Source organism: Brucella gallinifaecis (assembly GCF_006476605.1).
GTDB classification, from domain to species: domain Bacteria; phylum Pseudomonadota; class Alphaproteobacteria; order Rhizobiales; family Rhizobiaceae; genus Brucella; species Brucella gallinifaecis.
Genome location: NZ_ML636803.1, coordinates 115,716 through 132,194, shown reverse-complemented (window position 1 = coordinate 132,194; position 16,479 = coordinate 115,716). Strand labels below are relative to the sequence as shown.

The window sequence follows — 16,479 nt, the reverse complement described above, 5'->3', positions numbered from 1 at the left end:
TTCTCCTTCAGTGCCTGGCCAGAACTTTGATCAATTATCGGAAACGATCGTGCAACGTCCCTTGCCTTGCAGAATTTCGGCCAAACCGCCGCTTTCATGGATAGAATAGACTATTATCGGAATGTGGTTCTCACGCGCAAGAGCAACTGCCGTGGTATCCATGACAGCCAGTCCCCGATCCAGAACTTCCTTATGGGTCAGCACATCAAAACGTGTAGCTGTTGGATCTTTTTTAGGATCAGCGGTATAAATACCGTCAACCTGAGTACCCTTCAGAAGGGCATCCGCTCCAACCTCCGCCGCACGCAGTGCCGCAGCAGAATCGGTTGTAAAGAACGGATTACCCGTACCACCTGCAAAAATCACAACCTTGCCCTCATCCATATAGGCAGTCGCCTGCCTCTGAGAGAAGCTCTCGCAGATTTCAGGCATTGCTATGGCAGAAAGCACAACAGCATCCACACCGATCTTGTGCAGCGAAGTACGTAGCGCAAGCGAATTGATGACCGTTGCCAGCATGCCCATATGGTCGCCCGTCACACGGTCGCCGCCCTTAGACGCCACAGCTACGCCACGAAAAATATTGCCGCCACCGATGACGACTCCCACTTCAACGCCCAGCGCTCGTGCCTGCTTGATGTCATTGGCAATACGGTCGGCAACGGAGACATCAATGCCAAACCCCTGATTGCCCATCAGCGCCTCGCCTGAGGCTTTCAGAAGAACGCGTTTATAAGCGGACTTAACGGACATGGAGCACTCTCCGCAGATGATGATCAATGAATAATAATGGTTGCGATACACGAAGGGCACCGCGTTGTCACGCGATGCCCTTCATAATCAAAAGCCTTTTCAAACGAAAAGCTGATTAGCCCTTGGCAGCAGCAGCAACTTCAGCAGCGAAGTCACTTTCTTCTTTCTCGATGCCTTCACCGAGAGCGATACGCGCAAAGCCAGTGATCTTTGCAGGTGCGCCAATCGACTTTTCAGCTTCCTTGAGAGCAGCTTCAACAGTCAGATCAGGATTGATAACGAAAGACTGCGAAAGAAGAACAACTTCTTCGTAGAACTTGCGCATACGACCTTCGATCATCTTTTCGATAATATTGTCTGGCTTGCCCGATTCACGAGCCTGCTCAATGAAAATCGCCTTTTCACGTTCAGCAGCAGCCGGATCAACATCAGCAGCAGTCAGAGCAAGCGGGTTGATTGCTGCAACATGCATCGCAACCTGACGACCGAATGCGCTTGCAGCTTCTGCATTGCCTTCAGTTTCAATTGCAACAAGAACGCCAAGCTTGCCAAGGCCATCTGCAACGCCGTTATGAATATAGGTAGCAACCGCACCCTTGGAGACTTCAAGAGCTGCCGAGCGGCGGAAGCTGATATTTTCACCAATGGTTGCAATAGCATCCTTGGCAGCCTGCGTGACTGACTTGCCGTCAATATTTGCTTCAGCAACAGCTTCAGACGAACCGTCGGTCGAAAGAGCTGCCTGAGCGATCTTGCGAACGAGATCCTGGAACGCATCGTTACGTGCAACAAAGTCCGTTTCTGAGTTGACTTCAACAACAACAGCCTTGTTGCCGGAAGCAGCAACGCCAACCAGACCTTCAGCAGCCGTACGGCCAGCCTTCTTGTCAGCCTTGGCAATACCCTTGGCGCGCAGATAATCAACAGCAGCTTCGATGTCGCCGTTGGTTTCAGCAAGCGCTGCCTTGCAGTCCATCATGCCTGCACCGGTCAGTTCGCGGAGTTCTTTAACCTGTGATGCGGAAATGCTCATTGTGTCGCCTTTCATGAAAGCGAAGGCACACCGGATGGGTGTGCCAACTTTTAACCGATGCTGACTGCATCGAAACGAATGAAGTTATCCACCCGTCATGTGACGGATGGATGAAATTCATGGGCGCTGATTATGCGCTTGCTGCTGGAGCTTCGAGCGCAGGCTCAACAGGAGCTTCAACCTGAGCACCAACGTCGATGCCCATAGCACCCTGCTGACGTGCAATGCCGTCGAGGGCAGCACGGGCAACCAGATCGCAATAAAGCGAGATAGCGCGTGCAGCATCGTCATTGCCCGGAATTGGGTAATCGATCTGGTCTGGATCGCAGTTCGAATCGATAATTGCAACAACTGGAATGCCAAGACGCTTGGCTTCCTGAATAGCAATTGATTCCTTGTTGGTATCAACAATGAACATAAGGTCAGGAACCGAGCCCATATCCTTGATGCCGCCAAGAGCACGATCAAGTTTTTCGCGTTCGCGTTCGAGATTCAAACGTTCTTTCTTCGAATAGCCCACAGCATCATTTGCAAGAATTTCATCAAGCTTACGCAGACGCTGGATCGAGTTCGAAATTGTCTTCCAGTTGGTCATCATGCCGCCAAGCCAGCGTGCATTGACATAATACTGAGCCGAACGGGCGGCTGCATCAGCAATAATGTCCGAAGCCTGACGCTTGGTGCCAACGAACAGAACACGACCACCGCGAGCAACAGTATCTGAAACAACTTTCAGTGCATTGTGCAGCAGAGGAACGGTCTGGGACAGATCGAGAATGTGGATATTGTTGCGGTCGCCATAGATGTATGGAGCCATCTTTGGGTTCCAGCGATGAGTCTGGTGACCAAAGTGAACACCAGCTTCCAAAAGCTGACGCATGCTGAATTCAGGCAATGCCATCGGTATTTTCCTTTTCCGGTTGAACCTCCACGGGCTGAGGCGATTAATCGCCACCGGAGGCTGAGGCAGGATTTCTCCCTGCAAAGCCCAATCCCGTGTGTGGAATAGTCGCGCTGTTAAACCAACACGCCAATAAATGCAAGCCTTGCGCTAATTATAACCTGCAATGCTTTGGCAAATATCTCACTTGCAATCGGCTTGCGAAGTCTTCTCATCATAGACATCCAGCTTAACCAGCTTTCCGTGCATGGAGAAATCACCGTAATCCATAGTCAGATCACGTGTAATACCGTTTTTATAAAGCTTGAAATTGATGCGGTAGATTGGAAGGCTATCCTGCTTTTCCTTGTCATCGAAATAGGAAATTGTAACAGGCCAGATCTTATCCTTGGTGAATTTGCCCATAGCCTTTGTTTCATCGCCTTTGGCTTCCTGCTCCATGCCAACAACGACAGTCGTCGCGACAACACGGTCAGCATCTTCAGAAGCGTCATAAAGCGATGTCTGGTAGAATTTTTCGCCAGCGACAGCTTTGGCAATCAGTTCTTCCATATGCCTCGTGGGAAATTGCGTTGCCTTGAGATCCAGCGTGTCTTCTTTCGGCTTGGAAAGCGCTACCATGGTCTTGCCATCTTCGACCGTAGCATCGCCACGCACTTCCTTGACCAGCTCCTTGTCAACAAAAGTCTTGTTGGAAAAGCGGAAGTCTTTTCCATCACCGCTTTCAAAGGTCGTGGTCTGCTGATCTGTTACGCGCTGCGGCTGCTCATCCATATCGATGCGTGTCACAAAACGGAAATTCGTTGTGTATCCTTCGCAAGCTGAGCCATTAAACTCATAGACCATACGCCCTTTCAGACCGCTAATCCCGGATTTTTCATCCGCGCGATCCAATGTGAGATCATACACAGCACGATGCGGAACCAGAGCCACAGCCGATGCAGCACTGGCTACACCACCCCAAACACAAATTGCTGCTCCGGACGCCGCAAATGCCATTCTCAAAAAATGCATATATGAATCTCCCGATATGTTGAGGAGCATGATAAAATAAGTCATGGCGGAAGCGAGGCAAAAAACGCACCCTCCCCAAAAGCTTCACCGATTCTCTCTGTAAAAGGGAAGCTCAAGGCATTAAGTTAGCAAGGATTAATGGAATGACCGACACCATCGACAGCCGCCTTAAAAATCTGGGTATATCTTTGCCGGAAGCTGCAGCGCCGGCTGCGAACTATGTACCTTTCGCACAAACGGGTTCGCTGCTGCTTACCTCAGGCCAGTTGCCGCTGGAAAATGGCAAACTCGTTCATACCGGACAAATCGGCGATGCACTCACCGTTGCACATGGTCAGGCCGCTGCACGTGCCTGCGCAGTCAACATTCTTGCGCAAGCAAAAGCTGCTCTCGGCGATCTGAACAAAATCAGACGTGTCGTAAAAATTACTGTATTCGTTTCCTCAAGCGCCGATTTCGTTGAGCAGCATCTGGTTGCCAATGGTGCATCTGATCTGCTTGTTGCCGTCCTCGGAGAGGCAGGAAAACATGCTCGTTCGGCTGTAGGCGTCGCAAGCCTGCCGCTCAATGCACCGGTTGAGATTGAAGCCATCATCGAGGTTGCATAATGTCATCACCCGACTGGCTCAGAAAACAGCCGATTGCGCATCGTGGCCTCCACGACCTCAACAACAAGCGCTGGGAAAATACCCTTTCCGCTTTTGATGCGGCTGCAAAAGCAGGCTTTGCGATCGAGTGCGATGTGCACCTGACCAAAGACGGCGGCGTAATCGTTTTCCATGACGACGACCTTGAGCGCCTCACAGGTCAAAAAGGGCGTATCAGCGATCTGACACTTGCAGAAGCAACTGCACTGCGTATCGGCGGTACAGATGACCATGCACCCTCATTGCGTGAAACACTCAATCTGGTTGCCGGGCGAGTGCCGGTCGTGATCGAACTGAAGGGCATTGAAGGCCGCGATGACGGTCTCGTCGCTGCGGTTGCGAAGGAACTCGCCTCCTATAAGGGCGAAGTTGCAATCATGTCGTTCGACCACCATCTGGTCCGCCTCTTTGCAAGTCAAGCTCCCGGAGTCCCGGGAGGTCTGACTGCCGAAGGCACGCAAATGAAAAATTTTGAAGCCCATTTCTCGATGCTTGCGCATCAGATTTCCTTCGTATCTTACAATGTGCACCATTTGCCAAACCCGTTCGTCAGTTTCGTGCGTGAAAAGCTTAACCTTCCGGTCATCAGCTGGACCGTGCGCGATCCAGAATTGAAAAAACATAGCGATCTTAATGTGGATCAAATCACCTTCGAGGGTTTTGATCCGCGCTCTTTGATCGCCTGAAGAGACAAACCATGAATAACGAAAAGCCATGAGTAAAGACCGGCAGCAAACTGAACAAAGCTTCGCGCTTCGCGTCGTACAAAGCATTGGCGATTTTTCGGAAGACGAATGGAACCACCTTGCCGGGACATCCCGGCAGGGCAACACTTACAATCCCTTTATCTCGCGCGCCTTTCTTCTCGCTCTGGAACAATCCGGCTCGGTTTCGCAACAGACAGGCTGGCTGCCACACTATCTGCGCCTTGAAGATAATAAGGGCTATCTGATTGGCGCTGTCCCAAATTATCTCAAAGGGCACAGTCAAGGTGAATATGTTTTCGATCACGGCTGGGCAGATGCCTTTGAGCGTGCAGGCGGACACTACTACCCCAAGTTTCAAGCCTCTGTTCCATTCACACCGGCAACAGGGCCGCGCCTGCTCCACCATCATGAGTTTGAACCGAAAGCCATTCAGACAGCGCTCGCAACCGGTCTGCGGCAACTGACCGATCAGACCGGCGCATCCTCCTCGCATGTCACATTTGCACCTTTAAGCGAAATTTCCTCGCTTGAAACAGCCGGATTTCTGCATCGTACAGATCAACAGTTTCATTTTATAAACAATGGCTTTTCAGAATATAATGATTTTCTGAATGAGCTTGTATCGCGAAAACGAAAAGCACTGAAAAAAGAACGGCGTGATGCGCTTTCAGAAGGCATTGAAATTGATTGGCTGACGGGCAGTGACCTTACAGAATCAATATGGGATGATTTTTTTGAATTTTATCAGGATACCGGCAATCGCAAATGGGGCCGCCCCTATCTCAACCGTAAGTTTTTCTCGCTGATTGGTGAAAGCATGGCGCAGGACATCCTGCTCGTCATGGCCAAGCGTAATGGCCGCTATATTGCCGGTGCAATCAACTTCATCGGCAGTGATACACTTTATGGGCGTCACTGGGGCTGCATCGAGGATCACCCATATCTGCATTTCGAAGTCTGCTACCATCAGGCAATCGATTTTGCGATTGAGCACAAACTGCGCATTGTCGAAGCTGGTGCGCAAGGTGAACATAAGCTTGCTCGCGGCTATGTTCCGATCATCACCCATTCCGCGCATTATATTGCACATGAGGGCTTTCGCCATGCGGTCAGCGATTATCTGGAACATGAACGTCGGGAAATCGATCAGATACATGCAAAACTTGCAGAGCACACAGCTTTCAAACACTCATAATTACCATGCAAATTGACTGAACTGGAGAAAACCATGTCTGCCACCTATGATGACAACAACATCTTTGCAAAAATCCTGCGCGGCGAAATTCCGTCAACGCGCGTCTATGAAACTGATGATGTTGTGGCATTCATGGACGTCATGCCGCAAGGAACCGGCCACACGCTGGTCGTCCCCAAAGCGCCATCGCGCAATCTGCTTGATGCAAAGCCGGAAGCTCTCGCCGAAGCCATCAAAGCCGTACAGAAGATCGCAAATGCCGTGAAAAAAGCTTTCAATGCCGATGGTGTTACGGTCGTTCAGTTCAATGAGCCTGCTGCCGGACAGACGGTTTACCACCTGCATTTCCACGTCATTCCGCGCTTTGAAGGCATCGAACTGAAACCGCATAGCGGAAAAATGGAAGACCCGGCCATTCTTACAGCAAATGCTGAAAAAATACGTGCATCACTTTGATAAGAAATAGCTTTATAAGCTTAAAAGACCAATTATTATCAATATTTCAGTGACCATGATGCCGACGAGCAAACGCTTACCGGCAATCAGATAGGCAGCAAAGCCAGCCGCTGCTGCTCCAACACGCAACCACATCGGGGAGTTTGCAAGCTCCCCGTTCGGATAGAGAATAAGTTGCGCAACAACACCCGCAACCAGTGCTGTTGCAACGCAGCGCACAAATACAAGCGCTTCAGAATCCTCGCTTATCCGGCCACCGATGATCACGCCCATGACGCGGAAAAGATATGTCGGAAGCGCTCCAGCAAGCAGAATGAATATAAACGGCCACCACCAGTCAGAATAACTGTCCCAGTTCATTGGGCAGCCTCCTTCATCTTGCCTGCACGGTGGACGGCGAATGAAATCAAGCCCCCCACAACACCAGTCATCAGCAGATCGTAGCCTGGCGCAAACTGGTGAAAGACCGGAAGCAGGACAATGCCGGAAATCATCGCAACCTGCCCGGCCCGTTCACGCGCAGAACGCCAGAGCGACGTCAGAAAATACATTGGCGTGAGCATGAAAAGTGCTGCAAACACCACGGGCGGAAAAGATGCCGAGAGCAGGTAAACCAAAGCGACGACAATCGCATTGGTTCCAACCAGAACGGTGCCTATACCGGCAAAATAGCTGGTCCGCATATTGCGCGGCACGTTACGCAACTCTTCCATCGCCATGACCCAGGCAGTCACAGCTACAAAATGACAAAGGGCTGCAAGCGTCAGCTTGCGCGTCTTTGGGCCTTTGAGTTCCGGCAAAAGTGCGACCACCATCGGCATCAGGCGCACTGATGACAACCCAACCGCCAAAGCCGCAGCTGGAATTGAGGCTCCGGCGCTGATCGCGCCAATAAGCACCACCTTTGCAGGCAAAGCCCAGATGGTGAGTGTCATAAACACCGCCTGCCCGACTGTTATGCCACTTTCGATTGCCAGCCCTGAAAGGCCGACAAACGAACTCATCAGCAAAATAGCAGGTACACTCACGATGCGCCGAGTACCACGAAAAAACCAGCGCAGATGACTGGATTGCTCATCGGGATGAAATGCAGAATTGGAAGAACGACTCATAGGCATGGTTGAAAATACGCCATTTGCGCTAAAACTTGCACTACGAAAAAGGCCCTTTGTTCAAAGGGCCTTTTACAGTTCTTATTTCTTGCGTGGAACCTTGGGAACAGACGACTTAATCGAACCAACCTCGGCCACAGGCTTTGGCAGGATTTCATCCTCATCCGCCAGAACCTTCTCCTTCACAGCTTTCCTTGGCGCTGCCTTCTTGCGTACAGGCTGTTTCTTTTCAACAGGAATGTCCTTTTTTGGCGTTACCGGCTTGTCGGAAACGCTCTCAAGAACAAGATCAGTCTTGCCGTCTTCCTTCGTGATAACATCAACCCGAACCGTTCCGCCATGCTTGAGCTTGCCAAACAGCACCTCATTAGCCAGAGGCTTCTTGATGTGCTCCTGAATAACACGGGCCAACGGACGCGCACCCATGCGTTCATCATAGCCCTTGTCAGCAAGCCATGCGATTGCAGGTTCGGTCAGTTCAAATGTCACACCACGTTCAGCAAGCTGTGCTTCGAGTTGAAGCACGAATTTCTGAACAACCTGATGAATGACCGGAACCGGCAGCGGACCAAATGGAACGATTGCGTCGAGACGGTTGCGGAATTCCGGCGTAAACAGCCGGTTGATCGCTTCCATGTCGTCGCCTTCGCGCCGTGTCGAACCAAAACCAATCGCAGCCTTGGCCATATCGGCAGCACCGGCATTTGTCGTCATGATCAAAATCACATTGCGGAAATCGATCTTCTTTCCATTGTGATCGGTCAGCGAGCCATGATCCATAACCTGCAACAAAATGTTGTAGAGATCTGGATGTGCTTTTTCGATTTCGTCGAGCAACAGCACACAATGCGGATGCTGATCAACGCCATCAGTCAAAAGACCGCCCTGATCAAAACCGACATAACCGGGAGGTGCACCGATCAGACGCGATACGGTGTGACGCTCCATATATTCCGACATATCAAAACGAAGCAGTTCAACACCCAGCGAAGAAGCAAGCTGCTTGGCAACTTCCGTCTTGCCGACACCGGTCGGACCGGAGAACAGATAGGAGCCAATTGGCTTGTCTGCATCGCGCAAACCTGCACGGGCAAGCTTGATCGCAGAGGAAAGCGCTTCAATCGCCAGATCCTGACCATAGACCACCCGCTTCAATTCAGTATCAAGATGAGCAAGCACCTGCTCGTCATCCTTTGAAACCGATTTTGGCGGAATCCGTGCCATGGTCGCAATAGTTTCTTCAATTTCCTTGACGCCAATCGTCTTCTTGCGCTTGTTTTGCGGCAGAAGCATCTGGCTTGCCCCCGTTTCATCAATCACATCGATAGCTTTATCGGGCAATTTTCGGTCGGAAATATAGCGTGCGGACAGTTCCACAGCCGACTTGATAGCATCAACCGTATATTTGACCTTATGAAAGTCTTCAAAATACGGCTTCAGCCCCTTCATGATCTCAATTGCATCAGGAATCGATGGTTCATTGACATCAATCTTCTGGAACCGGCGAACCAGAGCACGATCCTTCTCGAAGAACTGACGATATTCCTTATAGGTGGTCGAACCAATGCAACGGATTGCACCCGAAGACAGCGCAGGCTTCAACAGGTTCGACGCATCCATCGCCCCGCCGGAAGTAGCGCCGGCACCAATGACAGTGTGAATTTCATCGATGAACAGAACCGCACCCGGAAATTCTTCAAGTTCTTTCACAACCTGCTTCAGGCGCTCTTCAAAATCACCACGATAACGTGTTCCGGCAAGCAATGTACCCATATCGAGCGAGAAGATTGTAGCGTCAGCAAGCGCTTCCGGCACATCGCCTTCAACGATACGCTTGGCCAGACCTTCAGCAATCGCAGTTTTACCAACGCCCGGATCACCCACATAAAGCGGATTATTCTTGGAGCGACGGCAAAGAACCTGAATGGTACGACTGATCTCGCTATCACGACCGATCAGTGGATCGATGCGCCCAGACTTCGCTTTCTCATTCAGATTGACGCAATAGGCTGTCAGCGCATCCTGCTTTTTCTTTGGACCCTCGTCCGGTTCCACGCTGCTACGTTCTTCTCCCAGCCCTTCGGCGCCTCGCGGCGTGCGAGGCTCGTTGCTCTGCGCACGCTTTGAAATGCCATGTGAAATATAATTCACGGCGTCATAACGTGTCATCTGCTGTTCCTGAAGGAAATAGGCAGCATGGCTTTCGCGCTCGGCAAAGATAGCAACCAGCACATTTGCACCGGTCACTTCTTCACGGTTTGAAGACTGAACATGGATAACGGCACGCTGAATCACGCGCTGGAAGGCCGCCGTCGGCTTAGAATCCTCGTCATAACCGGTGACAAGATTGTCCAGTTCCCTGTCAATATAATCGGTCACAATCCGTTTAAGATGCTCCATATCGACGCTACAGGCGCGCATCACAGCACCCGCATCCTGGTCATCGATCAGGGCAAGCAGAAGATGTTCGAGCGTGGCATATTCGTGATGCCGCTCGTTCGCAATGGTAAGCGCCTGATGCAACGCTCTTTCAAGGCTGGGAGAAAACGATGGCATATGACCTCACTTTTTCTCCATTACACATTGTAATGGATGCTGGTTCTGGCGGGCAAAATCCATGACCTGACTAACCTTGGTTTCGGCAACTTCATAGGTGAATACACCACACTCACCGACACCATGGTTATGAACATGCAACATGATACGCGTCGCATCGTCCATATTTTTCTGGAAAAATCGTTGCAGGACATGAATGACAAACTCCATGGGAGTATAGTCGTCATTAAGAAGCAATACACGATAGAGGCTTGGCTTCTTGGTTGCAGGTTGCGTGCGCGTGACCACAACAGTACCGTTATCCGGCCCGTTCCCGCCATTGGTCTTGCTCTGCATGAATAAATTTGAATGCCGCATGTAACCTTTAACCCGATGCCAAGTTCTATAGCTTTCTTACCCACATATGTAGGTTGTCATACAGTGATTTTAAGCCCTTCGTCGCGACTTGCAACCGAGACTTTTTGCAAGGGGATGCATTGGCCCAATTATCTTGGGTTGCATTCATCAATAACAAAAATTTGAACCAGCCATTATGAACCATCACTCAACGAAACATGATTTAGGCTCGGACTCTAAATAACCGACTTTAGAGCGACGCTCTGATGAAATCAGATAGAAACGGCTCTAATTGCGCATAACATGACAGCTTGCCCATAAACTTTTTTTTAGAAATTATGAATAATGCAGTTACCATAAACGGATTGGTAACGCTGATGACAGTATGGTTTCCGAATTAGATTGCTGTGTGCCATTTGCGCCGCAGTTGAAAAAAACGGGATACAGGCAGGTCATCATCGTGCGTACCGCATTTAATAAAGTCGCATATGCCTTGAAAAGAGCAGCTCAGGCCTCTCTTCTTCTTGCTGTCGTAACAGGCTGCTCCACAGCCTCAACCACAGTTCCTGCTGTGGCCAATGACAGATATGCCGCAATCGTTGTCGATGCAAATACAGGCAAAACCCTGTTTGCATCCAGTGCCGATGCAAAACGATATCCGGCATCTCTCACCAAGATGATGACAATCTACATGCTGCTTGAAGCCATGCAGGCTGGCCGTATCAATAAAGACAGCCGCATTCCGATCTCGGCATATGCAGCTGCACGCCCACCCACAAAAATCGGCTTCAAAAAAGGCCAATCCATTCGCGTGGAAGATGCAATCCTTGCGATGGTTACCAAGTCTGCCAACGACGTTGCAGCTGCATCAGGTGAATTCCTTGGCGGTTCAGAAGAACGCTTTGCCCAGATGATGACAGCCAAAGCCCGTCGCCTTGGCATGAAAAACACCACATTCCGCAATGCTTCCGGCCTGCCAAACCGCCAGCAGGTTACAACGGCCCGCGACATGGCAATCCTCAGCATTGCGCTTCGTCAGCATTTCCCGCGTGAATTTTCATATTTTTCACGCAGCAGCTTCCAGTATCGTGGCCAGACTATCCGTGGTCACAACCGCCTGCTTGGCCGCATTGAAGGCGTTGACGGCATCAAAACCGGCTACACCAATGCTTCTGGCTACAATCTAGCTTCGTCAGTCAATCTCGATGGACGCCGTATCGTGGCTGTCGTGATGGGGGGCAATACAGGTGCCAGCCGCGATGCCCACATGGCACAGCTCATCAAGAAATATCTGCCTGCTGCAACACGTGGCCGCCCATCAGAACCACTGATCGCATTGCGCAACCAGACACCGCAGCTGGTGGCTTCAGCAACCTTGCCAAAAGCAAGTAATGCTCCTGTTCCTGTTGCTCGTCAGGTCATAGATGTTGAAGACGTCATTAACAACGAAACAGGTGAAGGCGATATTGATCAGCCGCAGGTTCTTGCATTGGTCGCACCAGCCCCGCGCCCTGCAGCAATGGCTATACAGTCAGCAGTGCGCCCAAAACCAAAAGCTGCAATCCCTTCCGAGCCTGCGCCACATGAGATTGATCCAGTAACTACTGCATCTGCACCTACATCTGGCGGATGGGCCATTCAGGTGGGATCGCTGCCAAGCGAGGGTCAAGCCCGTGACATGCTTACAAAGGTTTCGTCATCAGCCGGTGCATCATTACGTTCTGCATCACCATACACCGAGACCTTCGTAAAAGGTAACTCGACATTCTATCGCGCTCGTTTCGTTGGTTTCACATCCAAACAGGCAGCATGGGATGCGTGCGCATCACTGAAAAAGAAGAATATTGGCTGCTACGCAGTCGCAAACTAACCTATGCGGGAAACCTTTTCCCGCATCACTTCAAACCCGAATTTGTATTGCGTAGAGGGTTTCGAGATGTCGAATATGAATGAAACACTTGCACAACATGCTTTGGCACCCAGCCCATGGGCAAATGAAGCACCGCGCCCATCGGCACTTGGGTCACTGTTTTCTGTTCAGGCTTTAAAGCAAGCCGCTCTTCGTATTGCCGATATACGTCACGGAAAAGCTTTTCACACACGTGATCTGGTTGGCGTATTAGTAAGCCATGCTGCACGAAACCGTCGTATGGTAAAACCACGCATAGTGATGCGCATGACCTTACCAGTAAGCGCTGATAAAGTTGCTGTACGCCTCATAATCGAAAATTGAGCAAGATTATTTACCCAAAAAAGCCTGCCAGTTCGGCAGGCTTTTTTGTTAGATCAAAGCAATCCCAGAGCGGCCAGCTCTTGTCGTAATTCAGCTGGCAAAGCAGCCCTGCCCGACTTACCAGAAGCCTCGTCCATGGGCGCTTCATTCTCATTCAAATATCGCCAACCCTGAAAAGCACGGCGGGGCTGCCACTCGGTCGGATGAATTTTAGGCTCCAGCACCAAATGACAGCGATTGATACCCTGCTCATCCGTAAATGGCCTTATATCAAGAAGACGCTGACGGCATTGCACATTACCCTTGATCACCCAATAAAGTGAACCGCCCGCAAGCAATTCATCAACCCGCTTGGGAACCATGCGCGTTGTATGAAACTGCTCGGGGACAAGGCCAGCAGCGCGTTGCTCCGCAAGCCTGAAATCGATCCATGCTGCGAGATCTTCAATACTATCGCAACCGACGCATAATTTTACGAGATTAAGTGCCATGGCAATGATTTAGCCAAGCCGAATGCAAGCTTCAAGTGATAAGAATCTTATCCTCAGCAAGCAACCACATTAACCGCCAAACCACCCTGACTGGTTTCCTTATAGCGCTCGCTCATGTCATGCCCGGTCTGGCGCATGGTTTCGATACAGGCATCGAGAGGCACAAAATGCTGACCATCACCCTTAACGGCAAGTGAGGCAGCAGTAACGGCCTTCACAGCACCAAGCGCATTGCGCTCAATGCATGGCACCTGAACAAGACCGCCAACCGGATCACATGTCATACCAAGATGATGCTCAAGGGCTATTTCAGCCGCATTCTCGATCTGCTCCGGCGTTCCGCCAAGCACAGCTGCAAGACCTGCAGCAGCCATGGCCGATGCTGAACCGACCTCCCCCTGACAGCCAACCTCTGCCCCGGAAATCGATGCATTATGCTTGATCACACCACCAATCGCAGCAGAGGTGAGCAAAAAATCACGAATACCCTTTTCATCAGCATCATCGTGAAAATGCTGGTAATAACGCAAAACCGCAGGGACAACCCCCGCCGCACCATTGGTCGGTGCTGTTACAACACGCCCGCCTGAAGCATTTTCTTCATTAACTGCCATTGCATAGACCGACAGCCAGTCATTTGCGAGCAATGGATTGATCTTGTTATTACGCCAGTCTTCTTCCAGCCGCTCATAAAGCTGCTGCGCACGCCGGCGTACATTCAGCCCACCCGGCATAATCCCATCGCGGCTTAAGCCACGCTCAATACAGCCACGCATCGCAGCCCAGATACGATCCAGACCTTCATCAAGATCAAAGCACGTCATATGGCATTCTTCATTAGCGCGCTTCATGTCAGCGATCGAAAGACCGCTTTTACGCGCCATGGCCAGCATTTCAGCAGCATTATTAAACGGGTAAGGCACATCAGCTTTTGCTTCACGCTTACCACCGCTGGTCTGTACACGGCTTAGCTCTTCCTCTGTGACAACAAAACCACCACCAATCGAGAAATAAACTCGGCGCAACAACAGCCGGTCACTTTTGTCATAAGCCTCAAATGCCATTCCATTGGCATGACCTGGCAAGGGTGTCTTGCGATCAAGAACCAGATCGGTCTTTGGATCAAACTGATAGGCTGGATGACCTGAAGGCTGAACGGTTTTAACACGCTCAACCTTTTTGACCTCCGAATCCATAATATCAGGATCAATGGAATCAGGTGTGTAACCACACAAACCCAGAATAACTGCGCGATCTGTAGCGTGACCGATTCCCGTATAAGCAAGCGATCCGTGCAAAATTGCTTTCAAACGATACACTTTGGCATTGGCTGGCTTTGGCCAGTCACCGCCGATCAGCTCATCAAGAAACATATGAGCAGCCGTCATCGGCCCCATCGTGTGAGAACTCGATGGGCCAATGCCAATCTTATAAAGATCAAATACCGACAAAAACATTCTACACCTATCCAACCCAAAATAGGCTGTGCAAGCTCATATGCCAACCATATAAAGCAGGCAGCACAATGACATTACACTATTATGGATAGTTTAAGAGAATAACAAGGCAAACAGATTGCCGAAATACGCCATCAACTTTCCGCTTTCCGCATGCTTTATGCGTTAAACAGAGAAGAGGTAAGCTATGAGGATGATTACAAAGAGACCAATAACTGCCCAGAGCGTTACACCCCAGCAAGATTTTTGAACGGTTTCGTCCATGGAGATTTTTACAACCTTATTATGCTTTTATCCAACGTCCTTCACAACGTCGAGATCAACGATATAGTCCTGGGATCGATAAAACGCAACCGTAAAAAATGGCTGAAATACGGCGCAATTCGCCACCTTCCGCCCAAGCCTTCTAAAAAATAATTTAATATCAATACCTTAATAAAAAATATGCTTAACAAAACCTGTAAAGTCACGGCAAAAACAAGGCAGCCGGGCGCGGTTGAAAACAGGATATTCGCACAGGATAAATGTGTCTGGATCCTCCGCCTACTATAGCCATGCAATGGCATGTGATAAGAATCCGCACGACTCTTAGTGTCAAAGCCCGGGATGGATTATGCACAACACCGCTGAAACAGATCAGACACGACCACCCCGTTCGCGTCTTGAACGCATAGATATAGCGCGTGGCATCGCACTGATAGCAATGGCGATCTATCATTTTGGCTGGGATCTCGAATTCTTCGGCTATATGGCAGCCGGAACCACCGGCCATGGTGGCTGGAAGCTCTTTGCACGCTGCATTGCATCAAGCTTTCTGTTTCTCGTTGGCTTCAGTCTGGTCCTTGCACATGGAAAGACCATTCGCTGGCATGCAATGGGAAAACGTCTTTTGCAGATTGCGGCTGCCGCCGCAGCCATTTCAGCAGTGACCTATTACATGTCGCCGGATAACTTCATTTTCTTCGGCATTTTGCATCAGATTGCGCTGGCAAGCATAATTGGCCTCTTGTTCCTGCATATACCGCCAGCGTTGACGCTGATCGTTGCAGCCCTGGTCATCAGCGCACCGCTCTATGCACAGGCCAATATTTTCAATTCAACATGGCTTGCCTGGGTCGGCTTATCAACAGTCCCACCCCGCTCAAGCGACTATGTCCCCCTGTTCCCATGGTTTGGAGCTGTACTGACCGGCATCGCAGCAGCCCGTATTTTTCAGCGCTTCAACTGGCTGCCAAAACTCTCGGGCGGCATTAAACCACAATTTCTGCAAAAGCCGCTGACCTTTATTGGCCGTCATAGTCTGGCTTTTTACCTGATTCACCAGCCTGTCCTCATCGCACTTGTTTATTGTTTCGCTTTGATTTCACCGCCTGACCAGCGCCCTGCTTTTACCCGCTCTTGTATTGCATCCTGCTTGCCAAATGGCAGTGAAGCCCTTTGCAATCAATTCTGTGGCTGCGTGGTAAGCGAGCTTGATAAAGCAAAACTGTTCAACGATGTCTTTAGTGGAAAAGCGAACCAAAACAACAACAGCACGGTTCAGCAGATCGTTGAGATATGCTCGCCCGTACCGGATAATCAGCAATAA

17 protein-coding genes are annotated in these 16,479 nt (G+C 50.3%); 7 read left to right on the top strand and 10 right to left on the bottom strand.

Annotation, left to right across the window (positions count from 1 at the left end; genetic code table 11):
* Window positions 1–30: 30 nt before the first annotated feature.
* From pyrH to eipB, 4 genes are all read right to left on the bottom strand, one after another.
* On the bottom strand, window positions 31–753 hold the full coding sequence (gene pyrH / locus FHY56_RS07250) for a UMP kinase (protein ID WP_140904508.1): 723 nt from the start codon (window positions 751–753) through the stop codon (window positions 31–33).
* A gap of 115 nt (window positions 754–868) precedes the next feature.
* The gene (tsf, locus tag FHY56_RS07245; RefSeq protein ID WP_140904507.1) at window positions 869–1,786 is read right to left on the bottom strand and encodes a translation elongation factor Ts; all 918 of its coding nucleotides are present in this window, start codon (window positions 1,784–1,786) and stop codon (window positions 869–871) included.
* Window positions 1,787–1,916: 130 nt separating this feature from the next.
* Window positions 1,917–2,687 (bottom strand): 30S ribosomal protein S2, encoded by a 771-nt coding sequence (gene rpsB / locus FHY56_RS07240; protein WP_140904506.1) that lies wholly within the window; start codon window positions 2,685–2,687, stop codon window positions 1,917–1,919.
* A 183-nt stretch (window positions 2,688–2,870) separates the two neighbouring features.
* Window positions 2,871–3,701 carry a cell envelope integrity protein EipB gene (gene eipB, locus FHY56_RS07235; protein ID WP_140904505.1) on the bottom strand — a complete coding sequence of 277 codons (831 nt, stop codon included), beginning with the start codon at window positions 3,699–3,701 and terminating at the stop codon, window positions 2,871–2,873.
* Between the two features lie 143 nt (window positions 3,702–3,844).
* Between eipB and FHY56_RS07230 the strand changes: the two genes are divergently transcribed.
* Genes FHY56_RS07230 through FHY56_RS07215 form a run of 4 tightly spaced genes read left to right on the top strand, consistent with a single transcriptional unit; the run spans window position 3,845 to window position 6,706 of the window.
* Entirely contained in the window at window positions 3,845–4,309 is a 465-nt protein-coding gene (locus FHY56_RS07230) for a RidA family protein (RefSeq protein ID WP_140904504.1), read from the top strand.
* Window positions 4,309–5,034 (top strand): glycerophosphodiester phosphodiesterase, encoded by a 726-nt coding sequence (locus FHY56_RS07225; protein WP_140904503.1) that lies wholly within the window; start codon window positions 4,309–4,311, stop codon window positions 5,032–5,034. The genes FHY56_RS07230 and FHY56_RS07225 overlap by 1 nt, the downstream gene beginning before the upstream one ends.
* A gap of 28 nt (window positions 5,035–5,062) precedes the next feature.
* On the top strand, window positions 5,063–6,250 hold the full coding sequence (locus FHY56_RS07220) for a GNAT family N-acetyltransferase (protein ID WP_140904502.1): 1,188 nt from the start codon (window positions 5,063–5,065) through the stop codon (window positions 6,248–6,250).
* A 33-nt stretch (window positions 6,251–6,283) separates the two neighbouring features.
* Window positions 6,284–6,706, top strand: a complete 423-nt coding sequence (locus tag FHY56_RS07215; RefSeq protein ID WP_140904501.1) for an HIT family protein — start codon at window positions 6,284–6,286, stop codon at window positions 6,704–6,706.
* A 12-nt stretch (window positions 6,707–6,718) separates the two neighbouring features.
* Here FHY56_RS07215 and FHY56_RS07210 read toward each other — a convergent pair whose 3' ends face one another.
* The 4 genes from FHY56_RS07210 to clpS all read right to left on the bottom strand — a co-directional run bounded on the left by FHY56_RS07210 (window position 6,719) and on the right by clpS (window position 10,731).
* The gene (locus tag FHY56_RS07210) at window positions 6,719–7,066 is read right to left on the bottom strand and encodes an AzlD domain-containing protein (protein WP_140904500.1); all 348 of its coding nucleotides are present in this window, start codon (window positions 7,064–7,066) and stop codon (window positions 6,719–6,721) included.
* The gene (locus tag FHY56_RS07205) at window positions 7,063–7,824 is read right to left on the bottom strand and encodes an AzlC family ABC transporter permease (protein ID WP_235889445.1); all 762 of its coding nucleotides are present in this window, start codon (window positions 7,822–7,824) and stop codon (window positions 7,063–7,065) included. Before FHY56_RS07205 ends, FHY56_RS07210 begins: the two co-directional genes overlap by 4 nt.
* Before the next feature lie 75 nt (window positions 7,825–7,899).
* Window positions 7,900–10,374 carry an ATP-dependent Clp protease ATP-binding subunit ClpA gene (gene clpA, locus FHY56_RS07200; RefSeq protein ID WP_140904499.1) on the bottom strand — a complete coding sequence of 825 codons (2,475 nt, stop codon included), beginning with the start codon at window positions 10,372–10,374 and terminating at the stop codon, window positions 7,900–7,902.
* Window positions 10,375–10,380: 6 nt separating this feature from the next.
* Window positions 10,381–10,731 (bottom strand): ATP-dependent Clp protease adapter ClpS, encoded by a 351-nt coding sequence (gene clpS / locus FHY56_RS07195; RefSeq protein WP_376889130.1) that lies wholly within the window; start codon window positions 10,729–10,731, stop codon window positions 10,381–10,383.
* Window positions 10,732–11,170: 439 nt separating this feature from the next.
* On the opposite strand from clpS, the gene FHY56_RS07190 reads away from it, so the two are divergent.
* Complete coding sequence (locus FHY56_RS07190; protein ID WP_140904497.1) at window positions 11,171–12,580, top strand: D-alanyl-D-alanine carboxypeptidase family protein; 1,410 nt, start codon at window positions 11,171–11,173, stop codon at window positions 12,578–12,580.
* Window positions 12,581–12,646: 66 nt separating this feature from the next.
* Entirely contained in the window at window positions 12,647–12,943 is a 297-nt protein-coding gene (locus FHY56_RS07185) for a hypothetical protein (protein ID WP_140904496.1), read from the top strand.
* A gap of 53 nt (window positions 12,944–12,996) precedes the next feature.
* On the opposite strand, the gene FHY56_RS07180 is transcribed toward FHY56_RS07185, so the two are convergent.
* Together FHY56_RS07180 and FHY56_RS07175 are read right to left on the bottom strand one after the other, a co-directional pair.
* Window positions 12,997–13,434 carry a DUF1489 family protein gene (locus FHY56_RS07180; protein ID WP_140904495.1) on the bottom strand — a complete coding sequence of 146 codons (438 nt, stop codon included), beginning with the start codon at window positions 13,432–13,434 and terminating at the stop codon, window positions 12,997–12,999.
* 53 nt (window positions 13,435–13,487) lie between these two features.
* Window positions 13,488–14,891, bottom strand: coding sequence for an L-serine ammonia-lyase (locus FHY56_RS07175; RefSeq protein ID WP_140904494.1), 1,404 nt, complete (start codon window positions 14,889–14,891; stop codon window positions 13,488–13,490).
* A 613-nt stretch (window positions 14,892–15,504) separates the two neighbouring features.
* Here FHY56_RS07175 and FHY56_RS07170 point away from each other — a divergent pair.
* Window positions 15,505–16,479 carry an acetyltransferase domain-containing protein gene (locus FHY56_RS07170; RefSeq protein WP_140904493.1) on the top strand — a complete coding sequence of 325 codons (975 nt, stop codon included), beginning with the start codon at window positions 15,505–15,507 and terminating at the stop codon, window positions 16,477–16,479.